This window comes from Streptomyces sp. NPDC093261, from assembly GCF_044753645.1.
In the GTDB taxonomy this organism is placed as follows: Bacteria; Actinomycetota; Actinomycetes; order Streptomycetales; family Streptomycetaceae; genus Streptomyces.
This window is the reverse complement of record NZ_JBIVNO010000006.1, coordinates 173,961-189,713: the sequence shown is the minus strand read 5'-3', so window position 1 is coordinate 189,713 and position 15,753 is coordinate 173,961. Positions and strand designations below refer to the sequence as shown.

Below are 15,753 nucleotides of genomic sequence, written 5' to 3'. Positions count from 1 at the left end.
CAAGGTCCACGAAAGGCCGCCAACGACTGCGGAATCGGCGCGGTCGACCAGGTCAGGCGCCTGTTTTGACATGGAATGATCGACTCCGGTGAAGCGTGGTGGCGAATACTGCCAAAGCGCGCCGCCGACGTCCAACCGGCCCCCCGTACGAGGCATCCACACGGGCCACGGGAACTTGCCCGCCAACTCCTCGGCGATGTTCACTCCTTCGGGTGGCGGGTCAGGCGAAGTGAGACCTCTGCGCACCGCCGCTGGGAGGGTCGGAAGCCGTCGTACCGGGTCGACGTCCCAGTTGACGGACCGTCACCCGGCCATGGGTACACGAGTCAGGAATGCGAGCACCGGTGCAGAAGACGCGGCCTCGGCGCACAGGCGAGCAGACGGCCACCGAACGGGGTGTCTCCTCCGAGTCCACGAGCAGCGGCCGTACCGCCCACGTGCGAAATCGGCTGATTGTCGCGGTGGCCGTGGTCGCCGCCGCGATCGCGGGCGCCGGGGCGCCGAGCGTCATCGCGGCCTCCGGGCAGCTGAACGACTCCCAGAACCTCGTGACGCTCGCCGAGCAGACCCAGGACGCCCTCACCCTCGCCCACTCGCTGGCGGACGAGCGTGACGCGGTCACGGCGTATGTCGCGGCGGGGCGCGCCAAGTCGCAGGCGCCGGCCGAGCAGCAGGGCGCCCGCGTGGACCGGGAGATCCAGGACCTGCGCGCCAACCCGGACCTCTCCGCCGCGCTGCGCAAGGACCTCGACGACGTGGGCTCCGTACGGAGAACGGCGCTGGTCGGCAAGAGCAGTGCTCTCGATGTGCACCGGGCGTACTCCGCCGTCATCACCGAGCTGCACGCCCTCGCCGACCGGCTGGCCGAGAGAATGCCGCCCCGCGCGGGCTCAGGCGCCTACCCGCTCGCCGAGCTGGACAGTGCCGTGCAGCAGGCCGCCGCCGCCCGCGGACTGCTCGTCGCGGCCCTGAACGTCCCGCAGACCACCCGGACCACCATCAACCCGATCACCGGTCTGCCGACCACCACCACCGGCTCCTCGACGGCCGACACCAAGCAGCGCGACGCGCTCACCGCCGCCGCCCAGCAGGCCGCCGTACGCTCCGACGCCGCCGTCGCCGACTTCCACGACAACGCTACGCAGGCGGCCAGGACCTCCTACGACTCCACGGTCACCGGCCCGGAGGTCACCTCCGCCGAGAAGTACCTGGCCGAGCTCACCGACCAGCCCACCCTCTCCGACAGCGACCTCGGCCTCAGCGCCAGGAAGGTCGACGCGGCCCTGTCCGCCCGCGTCGACCTGATGCGTGGCATCGAGTCCTCGCTCTACGAGAGCCGGAGCAAGGACCTGGGGCAACTGCGCGATGACGACGTCACCGCGCTGGAGATCCGGATCGCCGTCCTCGGCGCGCTGATGCTCGTCGCCGTGGGCATCGCCATGGCCATGGCCCGCAGCCTCACCCGCCCGCTGGCCGTGCTGCGCCTCGGCTCGGCCCGGGTGGCCGCCGACCCGGCCGGCCAGGAGCCGGTGAAGTTCACGGGACGCAACGACGAGTTCGCGCAGGTCGTCCGCTCCGTCAACGCCCTGCAGGCGCACGCCGTCGCCCTCCAGGAGCGCCTCGGGACCCTGGAGGCCGACCGCAAGCACCTGGTCGGCCAGCGTCAGACCATGGCCGACGAGCGCGCCGCCCTGCGCGCCGAACTCGACGAGGCCTCGGCGCACCTGGAGCAGATCCGGCACAGCATCCACTCCACCTTCGTCAACCTCGCGCTGCGCACCCTCGGCCTGGTCGAGCGTCAGCTGTCCGTCATCGAGGGCCTGGAAGAGCGCGAGCAGGACCCCGAGCGGCTCGCCACCCTCTTCCGGCTGGACCACTTCGCCACGGTGATGCGCCGCCACAGCGAGAACCTGCTGGTCCTCGCCGGTGCGGAGCATGTCCAGCAGCACGCGGGGCCGGTGCCGCTGGTGGACGTGGTGCGGGCCGCGGTCAGCGAGATCGAGCGGTACGAGCGCGTCCGGATCGCCGCGCTGCCGCCGCACGCGCATATCGCGGGCTTCGTCGCCGACGACCTCTCGCACCTGGTGGCCGAACTGCTGGAGAACGCCGCCTCCTTCTCGCCGCCGGACGTCGCCGTCGAGATCTCCGGCTGGCTCCTGGAGAACGGCGAGGTGATGCTCTCCGTCCAGGACGAGGGCATCGGGATGACCGATGAGCGGATGAGCCGGCTCAACGCCCGGCTCGCCGCCTTCGACCCGGCCGAACCGTACGACCAGGAAGGCGGCGAGGGCCTGGGACTCGGCCTGTACGTGGTGGCCCGCCTCGCCCACCGGCACGGCGTCCGCGTCCAGTTGCGGGACCAGAAGCAGGGCGGTGTCGCGGCGGTCGTCGTGCTGCCGAGGACCCTGCTCGCCGAGGCCCCGGTGGCCGCCGTGCCCACGGCGGGCACGGGCCCGGTGGCGGGCGGCACGGCCTCCGTGTCCCTGCCCGGCGCCGACGCGGAGGCCAACTCGAACATCCTCAGCGGCCGCGGCCGGATCACCGTCCGGGAGCCGCGGCGCGACGAGGACCCGCTGATCGCGGCGGCGGAACAGGCCGTGCGGAACCGGGACGATGCCGTGGCCGCCCGGGGCGAAGAGGGCGTGCGGGCCGAAGGCGCCGTACGGGACGCGGACGCCGTACGGGGTGAAAGCGCCCTACGGGACGCCGGCGCCCTACGGGGCGAAAGCGCCGTAGGCGACAAACGCTTCGTACGCGACGAACGCTTCGTACGGCATGAACAGGCCGCGCGGAACGAAGCCGCCGTACGGCACGAAGAAGCCCTACGCGAGGATCGGGCCACCCAGGCGTCCCCGGGCCCGGCCCCGGAGCCCCCCGCCGATCTGCCCGGCCCCGAGACCACGATGGAGCTGCTGCTTCCGTCGCCCCGGGCGGAGCAGCCCGCGACCGCGCCCGGCACCGGTGCCGTCCGCGGATCCGCGGAGGGCGCGTACGCCATAGGCCCCGACGCCCACGAACGCACCGTCGACGAGGGAACGCCCGCGACGCCGCCGGCCCCCGAGGACCCCGTGGAGCCCGAGGCCCCCCGGGTCACCGCCAAGGGCCTGCCCAAGCGCACCCCGAAGATCTCCGCGCCCGCCCCGGCGCCCCGCCCGCGCGCCGGCGGGGTGGACGCCGATGCGCTGCGCCGCAGGCTCGGCGGATTCCACCGTGGCGCCGCGCAGGGCTACCGTCACGTCGAGGCGGAGATCGCCGAGAAGACGGGTGAGAACAGGGCGCCCGCGCAGCGCCCCACAGCACCACCTCAGAACGCAACACCCGGTACCGCACCGGACGTTGACCCAACGGGGGGCACAGTCGAGGAGGCAAGCAGTTGACCGCGCCCAGTACCTTCGGACTGAGCAGTGAGGCCCGCAACCTGCACTGGCTGCTGACGAACCTCGTCGAGGAGGTGCCGGGACTGCTGTCGGTCGCGGTGGTCTCCTCCGACGGCCTGCTGCTCCTCTCGTCCGACCCCGGCCGCAACGCACAGGCCCGCGCGGGCCACACGGACAAACCCAACGGACCCAGAGGGTCGGCCGCCGACCTCGCCACCGTCGTCTCCGGCATCGGCAGCCTCACCATCGGCGCCGCGAAGCTGATGGACTTCGGCGGGGTCCGGCACACCATGGTCGCGATGGACGAGGGCAGCCTCTTCGTGATGTCCATCAGCGACGGCTCGCTGCTCGGCGTGCACGGCTCCGCGGACTGCGACATGAGCGTGGTGGCGTACCACATGGCGCTCTTCGTCGGCCGCGCCGGGCACGTCCTGACGCCCGAACTCCGCAGCGAACTGCGCAAATCCCTCGAGGCCGAGTCGGCGGGGAGCACCCGATGAGCAGTACACCGAAGAAGCTTCCCGTGCGCGGCGGCGAACGCAAACCCGCCCGCGTACGCCCCTATTCGCTCACCGGCGGCCGTACCCGCTTCGGGCATGTGCTGCTGGTTGAGACCTTCGTGGCCGCTCTGGAGGCCCCCGAAGAACGCCGTGAACTGACCAATGGTTCACTGGCCACCCGAGTGATGCCCGAGATGCGGGCCATCGTCGAACTCTGCCGCCGCATGCGCACGGTGGCCGAGATCGCAGCCCTGCTGAAGATGCCGCTCGGGGTGGTCCGCGTGCTCCTCAGCGACCTCGCGGACCAGGGAAAGATCCGTGTGTACGGAACCGGTCACGGCCCCGGACAGCCGGACCGCGCTCTGCTGGAAAGGGTGCTGAGTGGACTCCGTCGTCTCTGACGCCTCCCCGGGCGTCTCACCGCTCCCCGTCGACCTCGACGAGCAGGAGCACCTCCAGGCCTGGCAGACGGACCGCACGCGCGCCCCGATCGCCACGAAGATCGTGGTGGCGGGTGGCTTCGGCGTCGGCAAGACCACCCTGGTGACCGCCGTCTCGGAGATCACGCCCCTCCAGACGGAGGCGCTGATGACCGAGGCCAGCCAGGAGACCGACGACCTCACCGAGACACCGGAGAAGCTCACCACCACGGTGGCGATGGACTTCGGCCGCATCACGCTCGACGACGACCTGGTGCTCTATCTCTTCGGCACGCCGGGCCAGCAGCGGTTCTGGTTCATGTGGGACGACCTGGTGCGCGGTGCGATCGGCGCGGTGGTGCTGGCCGACACGCGCCGGCTCGCGGACTGCTTCCCGGCGCTCGACTACTTCGAGAGCAGCGGCCTGCCCTACGTGGTCGCGGTCAACCACTTCGACGGCAGCGAGCGGTTCGAACCCGAGGATGTGCGTGAGGCCCTCACCATCCCCGCTCATATACCTGTCATGATCATGGACGCGCGGCGCCGGATCTCGGTGATCGAGACCCTCCTGGCCCTCGTGGGCCACGCGCTCGACGTCACCCCCGAGTAGTCCCGATAGGAGCACCACCCGCATGCGGAAGATACTCGTCGTCGGAGCCGGCCAGTCCGGACTCCAGCTCGCCCTCGGCCTCCAGTCGCACGGGTACGAGGTCACCCTGATGTCCAACCGGACCGCGGACGAGATCCGCTCCGGCCGGGTGATGTCGACGCAGTGCATGTTCCACACGGCGCTTCAGCACGAGCGCGACCTTCAGCTGAACTTCTGGGAATCCCAGGCCCCGAGGATCGAGGGGCTCGGTGTCTCCGTGGCGGCTCCGGAGTCCGGGGCTGCCCCCAGCGGTGGCTGGGGGAGGGTCATCGACTGGGTGGGCAGGCTGGGCGGCTACGCGCAGTCGGTGGACCAGCGCGTGAAGATGGCCGGCTGGATGGAGACGTTCGCACAGCGCGGCGGCCAGCTGGTCATCCACGGCGCGGCGGTCTCCGACCTCGACTACTTCTCCCGCACCTACGACCTGGTGCTGGTCTCGGCGGGCAAGGGCGAACTGGTGTCCATGTTCGGCCGCGACGCCTCGCGCTCCCCGTACAGCGAGCCGCAGCGCGCCCTCGCGGTCGCCTACGTACACGGCCTGGGCCCCCGCCCGGAGCACCCGGACTACGACGCGGTGCGCTGCAACCTGGTCCCGGGCGTCGGCGAACTGTTCGTCATGCCGACCCTGACCAACTCCGGCCGCGCCGACATCCTGTTCTGGGAGGGCATACCCGGTGGTCCGCTCGACGTCTTCAAGGGCGTCAAGGACCCCTCCGAGCACCTCTCCCTGACCCTGGCGCTCATGGAGCGCTTCACGCCCTGGGAGTACGCACGGGCCACCAAGGTCGAGCTGACCGACGCGAACGGCACCCTGTCGGGCCGCTACGCGCCCACTGTCCGCAACCCGATCGGCCGCCTCCCCGGCGGCGGACTGGTCCTGGGCGTGGCGGACGTGGTCGTGGCGAACGACCCGATCACCGGGCAGGGCTCCAACTCGGCGTCCAAGTGCGCCGCGGTCTACCTCGCCTCGATCCTCGAACAGGGTGACAAGGAGTTCGACGAGGCCTGGATGCAGGCGACGTTCGACCGCTACTGGGACGTGGCCCGGCACGTCACCAAGTGGACGAACGCGATGCTGGGCGTGCCGCCGGAGCACGTCCTGAACCTGATCGGCGCGGCGGGCGCCCTCCCGCCGGTGGCCGACCGGTTCGCCAACGGCTTCAACGACCCGGCCGACTTCGAGAACTTCTTCTACGAGCCGGAGAAGACGGAGGCGTACCTGGCCTCGGTGTCCGGAGCCTGACCGGCCACCGCGCAAGTGAACGGCCCCTGAACGGGCAAGCTGTCCAGGGGCCGTCGTGCTGTCCGAGGTCCGTCTGAGGAGCCTCGGTCCCCAACGGATCGGACCGGCCGATGCCGCCGGTGGGGCAAGTGTCCGGCGGCTAGCGCTGCGGCGCGGTCTCGGTCAGGCCACGCTCGTACTCGGAGAGGGCCGCGAGCTGGTCGGGGCTCAGCGAGGCGAGCCGTTGCTCGATGCCGTTCAGCCGCCGCTCGACGTCGTCCCGCTCCTTCCGCTGCCGCCCGGTCAGGGCGCGCTGGCCGTCGAGGGCCTTGTGCGCCGCGCGGGCCAGTTCGTCGGCGCGCTTCTCCGCGGCGGCCAGCTCACGCACCTTCTCCGCCCGGTCCCGGGCCAACTGCGTGATCACATGTCCCTCGTCGAGGGCGTGTTGCGGATCCCGGGCCATCAGCAGGCGTACGTAGGAGGAGATGTCCATGCTGCCGCGGTACTGCTGCCGCGCCAGCAGGCCGACCGCGCGACGGCCCTCCTCCAGGGCGAGCCGGGCCCGGGCGAGCCGGCCGTCCAGCCGCGCCGCCTCGGCCTGCCGCTTCTTCAGCTGCTGGGCGGTGACGTTGTAGGTCTCGGTCGCCTGTTCGGCTCGCCGGTAGGTCTGCCGGAGGTTCGTCAGCAGATCGGAGAGCGTACGGTCCGCGTCCGGTGCCCGGCTGGAGTCGGGGGACGGGGCCGGGGCCCCCGTCGCGGGCGTGGGTGCGAGCAGGGCCGAGGCCGTCACCGCCGCCGCGCACACCATGCGGAGCACCCGCTGCGCCATGTGATCACCTCCGGTGCGGGTGTTCTTCCCCCTCGCACCGGCAGCATGGGACGCGCGCAGGCCGGGCGCGCGCCCGGTGGTCCGGCCGGCCCAGTGAGGTCACCCGGTGGTGGCGTCCGGTCCGTCGCCGTGCGCCGTGCCGCCTGCCCCCGTGCGCGGCTTCGACCACGGCCACCGCAGACGCCCGCCACGGTCCCCCTCGGGGTCGTACGCGTACTTCCAGCCGGGGTGGAGCCCGAATCTGCCGGGAGGTCCCGCCGGGACGCGCCGGTAGACGAGGACGGTGGGCGGGCCGCCGGCCGTGTCGGGGACCGGGACGCGGTACGTCTTCGGCGGGTGGCCGGTCAGGCCGAGCAGGACCGGAAGGACGCGCCCGTCCAGGGGGCCGCCCACGAACGGGGTGTCTTGGCTCTTCACGGCACCAGTGTCCTCCGCACGGCAGCGGACCCGGTCACCCGGCACCGGGGCGGAGCGGGTGACGCGTGGCCCCCGCGGCGCGGTACCGGGTCACAGCAGGCGCCCCGCATCGCCGATCACCGGCAGGACGCGCCGGACCAGGGAGCCGACGGGCCCCTCGGCGCTCTCCAGGGCCAGTGCCGCCCGCACCACGGCGGCGGTCTGCGCATCGCGCCCCGCGGTGGCCACGAGGCACGCGACGAACTGCTCCACGAGCCAGTCCCTCAGCTCGTCGACCGGCGGCTGCTTGTCCTCGTCCAGCCAGATCAGGGAGGCGGCCTCGACGGTGGTGATCCACATCCGCACGGTCATCCGCAGCCGCGGTCCCGGCTCCTCGGCGCCGATGTGGCTGAGGATGTGCGCGGCGGCGGCCCGTCGCACCCCGTCCACGATGGCGGTGGTGCGGGACGTCTCGACGACGCTGCCGCCCTGGAGCAGGGCGCTGAACCCGGCGTCGTGCCGGCCGACGAAGGTGAGGTAGCGGTCCAGGGCACGGCTCAGGCGCCGGGTGAGCGGCCCCTCCTGGGGCTCGGCGAAGCACTGCTGGAGCTCCTCGGCCGCGGAGCGCAGGGCGGCCTCGTAGAGCTGCTGCTTGCCGCCCGGGAAGTAGCGGTACACCAGCGGGCGGGAGACCCCGGCCGCCTCCGCCACGTCGTCCAGCGAGACCTCCTCGGGCGCGCGGTGCGCGAACAGGGACAGCGCGGCGTCGAGGAGCTGGGTCCGGCGCTCTTCGACGCTGAGCCTGCGATACGCGCGGGTCGGGGCCTCGGAGGTCATGTCCCGCAGCGTAATCGGGACGCCGGAGGAAGGGGCGGCCGCCGTGGGGGCGGCCGTCCGGTTGTCGCCCGCCCGCGCGCCGTGGTCAGGCCAGCAGCCCCGAGGACTTCCACAGCCGCCGGCCCACCCCCCGCAGCACCCCGATGTCGTCGAGGAAGCCGGTCAGCCGCTGCGCGCCGGTCTGCATGACCTCCCGGCGGTGGCCGCTGGCCCGCACCTGGGCCACGGCCTCCCGCTTGTCCAGACCCACGTTCGTGTACACCTCGGGGTTCACGAAGGCGACCGAAAACACCCGGGCGAACTCGCCGGAGGTGATCCGCGTGAACTCCTGCGACCACCGCGGAGCGGTCAGCATCTGGCGGCGCAGTTCCTCACGCGCGTAGCGGACGTGCCGGGCCTCCTCCACGACGTGGATGCGGGTGACCCCGCGGATCAGCGGCTGCACCCGCTCGTCGGGGAAGGTCAGCCGCTGCATCCAGTCCAGCACCTCCTCGCCGAGGAGTGTGGCCGTGAAGGACCCGGGGGTCGTCGAGATCGTCTTGAAGACCCGGCCCAGGCTCTGGTGGACCCGGCTGACCGGGTACCAGGGCGTGCCGCCGTGGGTGATCAGCCGGGCGAACATCCTGGAGTGGCGGCACTCGTCCTCGATCTCGGTGAGCGCGTAGCGCACATGCGCGCTCGTGGCCGCCTTGTCGTAGATGTGCCGCACCAGCAGTTGCATGAGGATGATCTCGAACCAGATGCCGAGCGAGGCGAGCGAGGCGGCCTCGTGCTGGGAGAGCAGGATCCGCTGCTCCTCGCCCATGCGCTTCCACAGCGGCGTGTCGTACAGCGACACCAGCTCCGGGGGCCAGAACCACTTGCCGTCCTCGAAGGGGGCGTCCCAGTCCAGTTCCCTGTCCGGGTCGAAGGAGTGCCTGGCGGAGGAGGCGAGCAGCCGCTCGGCCACCTGTTCCCGGTCCTTGAGCAGGCCGAGCGCGTCGCGCAGCACGTCGGCTTCGGTCACGGTCGTCATCGCTGTTCCCCACCACGTCGTCGTACGGGCCGCTGTTACCGGCGGTCACGTCTTATGAGACTGCGTGTCAGCAAGGACGTCAATCCCCTGCGCGGCACTCGTTGACGCCGCGTCTGCCACGGGGGGCGTTCCAAGCGGGGTGGGAGCGGCGGAAGCCGGACCGGACCCGGCCGGGAACCGGACCGACCGAAAACCGGGCTGCGCGGATCACCGCCCGGCGCAGGAGAATCGGCGGGTGGCCGAGGTGCCGGTCGCCGCGGCCGGCGCGGGACCTCTCCCTCGTGACCGGTGAACGGAGGCTTGAGCGGTGACGGTTCGAGACCGGGGGCCCGTGGCGGACGCCGCCGCCCGTCGCAGTCTGGCGGGCCTCGCCCTCGGGGACGCCTTCGGCGAGCGCTGGTTCCCCCTCTTCCGCGAGCCGGCGCGGGCGCTGGCGGAGATACGCGCGCGGCGCACGCCCGAGGAGCCCGAGTGGCCCTGGACCGACGACACGGCGATGGCCCTGGCCGTGCTCCGGGTGCTGGACGAGCATGGGGAGATCCGCCAGGAGGACCTCGCCCAGGCCTTCGCGCTGGGCTACGACGCCGACCCGGACCGTGGATACGGGCGCGGGATGCACGAGTTGCTGCCCCGGCTGCTCGACGGGGCGGAGCGGTGGCGGGAGTTGTCGCGGGGCCTGTTCGACGGCGAGGGCAGCCTCGGCAACGGGGCGGCCATGCGGGTGGCGCCCCTGGGCGCGTGGTTCCACGACAGCCTGCCGCGGGTCGTGGAGCAGGCGGCCCTGTCCGCCGAGGTCACCCACGCCCACCCCGAGGGCGTCGCGGGCGCGGTCGCCGTGGCGGTCGCGGCCGCGCTCAGCGCGCGGGGCCGGCTGAGCCTCGACACGGTGGTCTCGCTGACCCCGCCGAGCGCGGTGCGGGACGGCCTGGTGCGCGCGGCGGCCCTCCCCTTGACCACCGAGCCGTGGAAGGCCTCCGACATCCTCGGCAACGGACAGCGGATCAGGGCGGACGACACCGTCCCGTTCGCCGTGTGGACCGCGGCCCGGCACCCGGACGACCTCACGGCCGCCCTGTGGGCGACGGCCGAGGGTTTCGGCGACGTCGACACCACCTGCGCCATCACGGGCGGCATCGTGGCCGCCGCCGTAGGACTGGAGGGCGTACCACCGGAGTGGCTACGACGCCGGGAGCCGCTGCCCGGCGAGAGCGCTCGGTGACGGCTGGACCGGGCGGCCCAGGTCCTCCTCGACGGCCCCACCGGGCAGGCCCGCCACCGGCGCCGCCTCCCCGGGCGGGAACGATGTGCGCAGTGTGAAGGCGTGCGGCGTCGGCCCGTGGGCGCGCAGGTGCAGCAGACGCTCCTCGGCCTCCGCCACGGTCGGACGATGCCCGGCCTGAACCCACCACAGCGCCGTGACGGCCTCCTCGAGCCGCTCGAACCACTCGCGCCGCCGGGCAAGCAGCTCCCGGTGCCGCCCCTGGTACATGAACGCCGTGAGGGCGTCGGTGTCCCGCCACGTCGACATGTTGACGATCAGCCACTCGTCGCCGAGGACCGGGATGTCCGTGGCGTTGCCCGAGTCGCCCTGGAGGCGCCATACGAAACCGTCCGAGGCGTCGGCCACCGCGTTCACGGGGTCCAGGGCGTCCACGAAGTCCTTCAGCCGCGGTGAGTCCAGCGGGGCCGTGAGGCGGGCGATGTTGACCTGGGCGAGTTCGTACGCGGCTGCGGGGCGGTCGGTATGCGTCATGGACCGAACGGTAGGTCGTCGCACCCGGTCCGCGGCAGCCCCGTCTCACCACGCGGATCCGGTCGGCGTCCGGTCAACGCGCCGTGGGCGACAGCGCGTTGACCCCGGACGGCGTCCGCGGGCCCACCCCGGGCCGCGGGCGCGCGTTCGGCCCGGATCCCGGCCGGGCGTTCGGCCCGGATCCCGGCCGGGAGTCCAGAACCGCCTCCATCACGGCCTTCGCGATCGGCCCCGCGTCCCCGCCGCCGCTGATCTCCCCGCGTGCACCCGTCGCGTCCTCCACCACCACCGCGACCGCCACCGCCGGCTCCGCCGCGTCATCCGGTTGCGCCCAGGAGATGAACCAGGCGTAGGGCCTGCCGGAGTTGCCCACACCGTGCTGGGCCGTGCCCGTCTTGCCGCCCACCAGGGCGCCGGGGATCGCCGCGCTCCGGCCCGTCCCCTCCTGAACGACCTCCGTCATCATCTCCCGCAGCAGCGCCGCGGTCGCCGGGCTCATGGCCCGGTACCGGGTGCGCGGACCGGTCGCGCTGACCGTCTCGCCGTGGCTCGTCGTCGTCTTCTCCACGAGGTACGGCGTCTTCACCGAGCCCCCACCCGCCACAGCCGCCGCGACCATCGCCATCTGAAGCGGTGTCGCCCTCGTGTCGAACTGCCCGATGGAGGACATCGCGAGCTGTGCCTGGTCCAGCTTCCGGTCGAACGTACTCGGCGCCACCGCGAACGGCACCCGCAGCCCTGGGTCATTGAAGCCGAAGCCCTCCGCGGTGGCCGCCATGGTTCGCAGCCCCACCGCGACGCCCATCTTCGCGAACACCGTGTTGCACGACCACACGAACGCATACCGCAGGGACGCGTTCGCACAGCCGTCCGTCTCATTGGTCAGCCGGGTCGTCGTGCCCGGCAGGAGGTAGGGGTCCGGGGACGGCGTCGGATCGTCGGGGTCCCACACCAGCCCCGAGTCCAGCGCCGCCGCGGCCGTCACCACCTTGAAGGTGGAGCCGGGCGGGTACGTCTGCCGGATCGCCCGGTTGAGCATGGGCTGCGCCGCGTCCCCGTTCAGCCGAGCCCAGGCGCGGGCGGCGGACGCCGAAGCACCCGACAGCTCCCCGGGGTCGTAGGACGGCGCCGAGACCAGTGCCAGGACCCGCCCGGTGGCCGGCTCGATGGCCGCCACCGCACCCGTGCGTCCGGCCAGATAGCGGAAGGCGGCCCGCTGCGCCGCCCCGTTGAGGGTGGTGACCACCCGGCCGCCCGGCGGGCGCTTGCGCACCAGGTCGTTCCACAGGGGGAACAGCGAGAGCATCGGATCGGTCCCTGCCAGCACCGGGTCCTGCGCGTTCTCCAGCAGTGTCGTCCCGTACCGCTGCGAGGCGAAGCCCGTGACCGGCGCGTACAGCGGGCCGTCCGTGTAGGTGCGCTCGAAGCGGAACATCCCGCCGGTGTCCCGGGAGCCGGTCACCGGCCGTCCGTCGACGACGATGTCGCCGCGCGGCCGGCCGTAGCGGTCGATCGCCTGCCGGTGGTTGGCGGGGTTGTCGCCGTACCGCTCGGACTCGAAGATCTGCACCCGCGTCGCGTTCAGCAGCAGCGCGACCAGCAGCACCGCGCACAGGGCCGCCGCCCGGCGGATGGTCGGGGCCCCGCCGGGCCGGGCGAAGTCGAGATCCGGGGGGAGGCTCACGGCACCGCCGTCCCGTCGTACTGCCCGCGTGCCGAGTCGCTGATCCGGATCAGCAGCGCCACGATGATCCAGTTGGTCACGACCGAGGAACCGCCCTGCGCGAGGAAGGGCATCGCCATACCGGTGAGCGGGATCAGCCCCGTCACCCCGCCCGCGATCACGAACACCTGGAGCGCGACGATCGACGCGAGCCCGACGGCGAGCAGACGCCCGAACGGGTCGCGCAGCGCGAGGCCCGCCCGGTAGCCGCGCTCCACCAGCAGCGCGTAGACCAGGAAGAGCGCGGCGAGGCCCGCGAGCCCCAGTTCCTCGCCCGCCGTGGCCAGGATGAAGTCCGACTTCACGGCGAAGCCGATGAGGACCGAGTGGCCGAGCCCGAGCCCGGTGCCGAGCGCCCCGCCGGCGGCGAACGCGAACAGGGACTGCGCGAGCTGGCCCGCCCCCCGCCCGGCCTCGATCGACGCGAAGGGGTGCAGCCAGTCCGCGACCCGGCCGTGCACATGCGGTTCCAGCCGGCCGACCGCGAGCGCGCCGAGGACGGCGAGCACCAGGCCCACGGCGATCCAGCCGGTACGGCCCGTGGCGACGTAGAGCAGCACCACGAACAGGCCGAAGAACAGCAGCGAGGTGCCGAGGTCACGCTCCAGGACCAGCACCCCGACGCTCAGCAGCCAGACCGCCACGACCGGGCCGAGCACGCGCCCTGCGGGCAGCCGCAGCCGCCCCGGACGGCGGGCCGCCAATGCCAGCGCATGGCGGTTCGCCGCCAGATACCCGGCGAAGAACACCGCCAGCAGGATCTTCGCGAACTCCCCGGGCTGGATGGAGAACCCGGCGATCCTGAGCCAGATCCGGGCGCCGTTCACCGCCGGGAAGAAGATCGGCAGGATGAGCAGCAGCAGCGCGGCGACCACGCAGAGGTAGGTGTAGCGCTGGAGCACCCGGTGGTGGGGCAGCAACAGGACCACGACGATGAACAGGGCCACGCCGACCGTCGACCAGTAGAGCTGGGTGGGCGCGGCCCGGTCGCCGGGGGTCGCCAGATCGAGGCGGTAGATCAGCACCAGGCCCATGCCGTTGAGCAGGACCGCGATCGGCAGCAGCAGCGGATCGGCACTGGGGGCCCGCAGGCGCACCGCCCCGTGCGCGAGCAGCGCGAGCAGGCCGAGCCCGGCGCCGTAGCGCACGGTGCCGGGCGGGACGCTGCCGTGGTCGGCGAGACCGACGGCGCAGTAGCCGTACACGGAGAGCGAGACGGCGAGGACGATGAGGGCGCACTCGAAGCCACGGCGCCGGGGCGGAGGCGGGACGGGAGCGAGGGCGTCCGCCGTCGCCCCGGCCGTCCGTGCCGTCTCCACTCCTCGCGTTCCGGGCTCGATCATGTGCGGAACGTAGCAAGCGCGCGACTGGCGTGTCCCGTTATAGGGGGTTAATCGGGCCGTTCCGGTGCATGTGGGGCGGCCGGCCGCCCTCGACGGGAGCCTGACGGCCGGAGACCACCGCCGGTCGTGTCACTCCGCGAGTTCCTCCAGAAGACGGGCCGTGTCCAGACCGGCCCGCAGATACTCCACGAACAACTCGTTGTGCAGCGCCCAGGGGCCACGGCGGGCGCGGATCATCCGGATCGCCTCGTCGGCGCTGTGACCGGCCCGGATCAGCGCCTGGGCGACGACCAGCCCCGAACGGTTGTACCCGTGGTAACAGCGGACGAGGACCCTGCGGCCGTCCTCGAGGGCGTCGTCGGCCGTCTGCGCGAGCCGCATCACGCCCGCGATCTGCGTCCCGTCCAGCGGCCCGTCCGGTATCGGCCAGACATGGTGCTCGACCCCCTCGTCCGGCCCGTACCCCGGCAGCCGCAACAGGCTCAGCACCAGATCGAACTCGTCGCTCACAACGGCGATTTCCCGCTGCCCTGAACGCCCCGCGAACTCGTGCCCGCCCATCCACAGACCGGGCACGATCTCGCTCCACGGGACATCCGGAGCGGGAACCTCGGGTTGCATTCTGCGGGTCCGCAACGGCGCCTCCCACCGAGTCCCCAACTGCTCACAAAGGTAACCGGGTTCTTGCCCCTGGAGCACCCCGCCTGTTCCCATGGTCATGGGGTGATGGTGCATGGACGGACTGCGCGTCATACCGACCTGGCGACACGGCCAGGAACGCCTGTACGTATGCGGCGCCGACGGCAGGAACGTGGCCTGGTACGACCGCGAGACGGGACGGGTCAACGTGCTCGTCGAGGACCGGCGCCAGGACGTGCTGGAAGCGCTCCGGCCGTACCTGACCGGCCCCGTCACCGTGGGACCGCCGCCCGTTCCCACCCCTGCCGAGCTGGCCCGGCTCGCCCTGCATCCGGACGACGACCTGGCGCCGAACCGGCCCGGCGAGGCCCTGCTGATCGCCCTGGACCGCGACCCGGGGCCCACGCACCGGCTGCGCCCCGACTCCCGGCGGCAGGCGCTCGCCGCCGAGCAGACGGTGGGGGACGCCCTGGACCAGCTGGAGGGCGCGGGCTGGCGCACCCTGCACTCGGTGCCGCTGCCCGGCGGGGACCGTGTCCACCACCTGGTGATCGGCCCCGGCGGCCTCTTCGTCGTCCACGCGCTCAACGCCCGCAGACAGCGGGTCCGCGTGGCCGACCCGGTGGTGAGGGTGGGCCGCGGCGAGCCCCGCCCGCTGCTGCGCCGGGTGCGCGCCGACGCGGACCGCGTGTCGTACGCCCTCACCGCCGAGGTGCACCCCGTCCTGGCGGTGACGGAGCCCGCCCGCCTCGAGGTCACGGCCCCGCCGCGGGAGGTCCGCGTGCTGACGGACACCGACCTGTCCGGCCTCGCCCGCCTGGGCGGCGTACTCAAGCCGGCCGACGTGGAGGCGCTGCACGCCATGGCGCGGGACCGGCATACGTGGGCCAAGGTGTGACCGCGCATCCGGGGCGGGGTGTGACCGGTCGGAGGGCGTGACGGGCCGGAGGGTGTGACCGGGGAGGGCATGACCGGTCGGTTGGTGTCGGTGTGACCGCTTCACGGCTGTGACCGCTTCATGGCTGTGATCCGGGCATGGCGTGAACGGTTC

The 15,753-nt window shown here is 72.7% G+C and carries 15 protein-coding genes; 7 read left to right on the top strand and 8 right to left on the bottom strand.

From position 1 onward, the window contains the following. Positions 1–332 precede the first annotated feature (332 nt). Genes ACIP94_RS16325 through ACIP94_RS16305 form a run of 5 tightly spaced genes read left to right on the top strand, consistent with a single transcriptional unit; the run spans position 333 to position 6,188 of the window. A complete protein-coding gene (locus ACIP94_RS16325; RefSeq protein WP_402425416.1) occupies positions 333–3,377 on the top strand; it encodes a nitrate- and nitrite sensing domain-containing protein in 3,045 nt (1,014 codons plus the stop codon). Beyond that, a complete protein-coding gene (locus tag ACIP94_RS16320; protein ID WP_402425413.1) occupies positions 3,374–3,877 on the top strand; it encodes a roadblock/LC7 domain-containing protein in 504 nt (167 codons plus the stop codon). The genes ACIP94_RS16325 and ACIP94_RS16320 overlap by 4 nt, the downstream gene beginning before the upstream one ends. Next, positions 3,874–4,278, top strand: a complete 405-nt coding sequence (locus tag ACIP94_RS16315; protein ID WP_402425410.1) for a DUF742 domain-containing protein — start codon at positions 3,874–3,876, stop codon at positions 4,276–4,278. The genes ACIP94_RS16320 and ACIP94_RS16315 overlap by 4 nt, the downstream gene beginning before the upstream one ends. After that, positions 4,259–4,906, top strand: coding sequence for a GTP-binding protein (locus tag ACIP94_RS16310; RefSeq protein WP_402425407.1), 648 nt, complete (start codon positions 4,259–4,261; stop codon positions 4,904–4,906). Before ACIP94_RS16315 ends, ACIP94_RS16310 begins: the two co-directional genes overlap by 20 nt. Before the next feature lie 22 nt (positions 4,907–4,928). Next, positions 4,929–6,188, top strand: a complete 1,260-nt coding sequence (locus ACIP94_RS16305) for a styrene monooxygenase/indole monooxygenase family protein (RefSeq protein ID WP_402425405.1) — start codon at positions 4,929–4,931, stop codon at positions 6,186–6,188. Positions 6,189–6,327: 139 nt separating this feature from the next. Here the strand turns inward: ACIP94_RS16305 and ACIP94_RS16300 are convergent, their stop codons facing one another. From ACIP94_RS16300 to ACIP94_RS16285, 4 genes are all read right to left on the bottom strand, one after another. Beyond that, the gene (locus tag ACIP94_RS16300) at positions 6,328–6,996 is read right to left on the bottom strand and encodes a coiled-coil domain-containing protein (protein ID WP_402425402.1); all 669 of its coding nucleotides are present in this window, start codon (positions 6,994–6,996) and stop codon (positions 6,328–6,330) included. Positions 6,997–7,095: 99 nt separating this feature from the next. After that, positions 7,096–7,413: a hypothetical protein gene (locus tag ACIP94_RS16295; protein WP_402425400.1), complete on the bottom strand. Its 318-nt coding sequence runs from the start codon at positions 7,411–7,413 to the stop codon at positions 7,096–7,098. 90 nt (positions 7,414–7,503) lie between these two features. Continuing rightward, positions 7,504–8,229, bottom strand: a complete 726-nt coding sequence (locus ACIP94_RS16290; RefSeq protein WP_402425397.1) for a TetR/AcrR family transcriptional regulator — start codon at positions 8,227–8,229, stop codon at positions 7,504–7,506. Between the two features lie 85 nt (positions 8,230–8,314). Then, positions 8,315–9,244: a diiron oxygenase gene (locus ACIP94_RS16285; RefSeq protein WP_402425394.1), complete on the bottom strand. Its 930-nt coding sequence runs from the start codon at positions 9,242–9,244 to the stop codon at positions 8,315–8,317. Between the two features lie 307 nt (positions 9,245–9,551). Here ACIP94_RS16285 and ACIP94_RS16280 point away from each other — a divergent pair, with 307 nt between their 5' ends. Beyond that, positions 9,552–10,463, top strand: a complete 912-nt coding sequence (locus tag ACIP94_RS16280; protein ID WP_402425391.1) for an ADP-ribosylglycohydrolase family protein — start codon at positions 9,552–9,554, stop codon at positions 10,461–10,463. On the opposite strand, the gene ACIP94_RS16275 is transcribed toward ACIP94_RS16280, so the two are convergent. The 4 genes from ACIP94_RS16275 to ACIP94_RS16260 all read right to left on the bottom strand — a co-directional run bounded on the left by ACIP94_RS16275 (position 10,422) and on the right by ACIP94_RS16260 (position 14,699). Continuing rightward, positions 10,422–10,997: a DUF3291 domain-containing protein gene (locus ACIP94_RS16275; protein WP_402425388.1), complete on the bottom strand. Its 576-nt coding sequence runs from the start codon at positions 10,995–10,997 to the stop codon at positions 10,422–10,424. The two genes, ACIP94_RS16280 and ACIP94_RS16275, sit on opposite strands and share 42 nt — an antisense overlap. Positions 10,998–11,070: 73 nt before the next feature. After that, positions 11,071–12,681: a penicillin-binding transpeptidase domain-containing protein gene (locus ACIP94_RS16270; protein WP_402425386.1), complete on the bottom strand. Its 1,611-nt coding sequence runs from the start codon at positions 12,679–12,681 to the stop codon at positions 11,071–11,073. Continuing rightward, the gene (locus ACIP94_RS16265; RefSeq protein WP_402425383.1) at positions 12,678–14,063 is read right to left on the bottom strand and encodes an FtsW/RodA/SpoVE family cell cycle protein; all 1,386 of its coding nucleotides are present in this window, start codon (positions 14,061–14,063) and stop codon (positions 12,678–12,680) included. Before ACIP94_RS16265 ends, ACIP94_RS16270 begins: the two co-directional genes overlap by 4 nt. A 129-nt stretch (positions 14,064–14,192) precedes the next feature. After that, positions 14,193–14,699, bottom strand: a complete 507-nt coding sequence (locus ACIP94_RS16260; protein ID WP_402425709.1) for a dual specificity protein phosphatase family protein — start codon at positions 14,697–14,699, stop codon at positions 14,193–14,195. 97 nt (positions 14,700–14,796) lie between these two features. Between ACIP94_RS16260 and ACIP94_RS16255 the strand changes: the two genes are divergently transcribed. Next, positions 14,797–15,600 (top strand): nuclease-related domain-containing protein, encoded by an 804-nt coding sequence (locus ACIP94_RS16255; protein WP_402425381.1) that lies wholly within the window; start codon positions 14,797–14,799, stop codon positions 15,598–15,600. Positions 15,601–15,753: the final 153 nt, after the last annotated feature.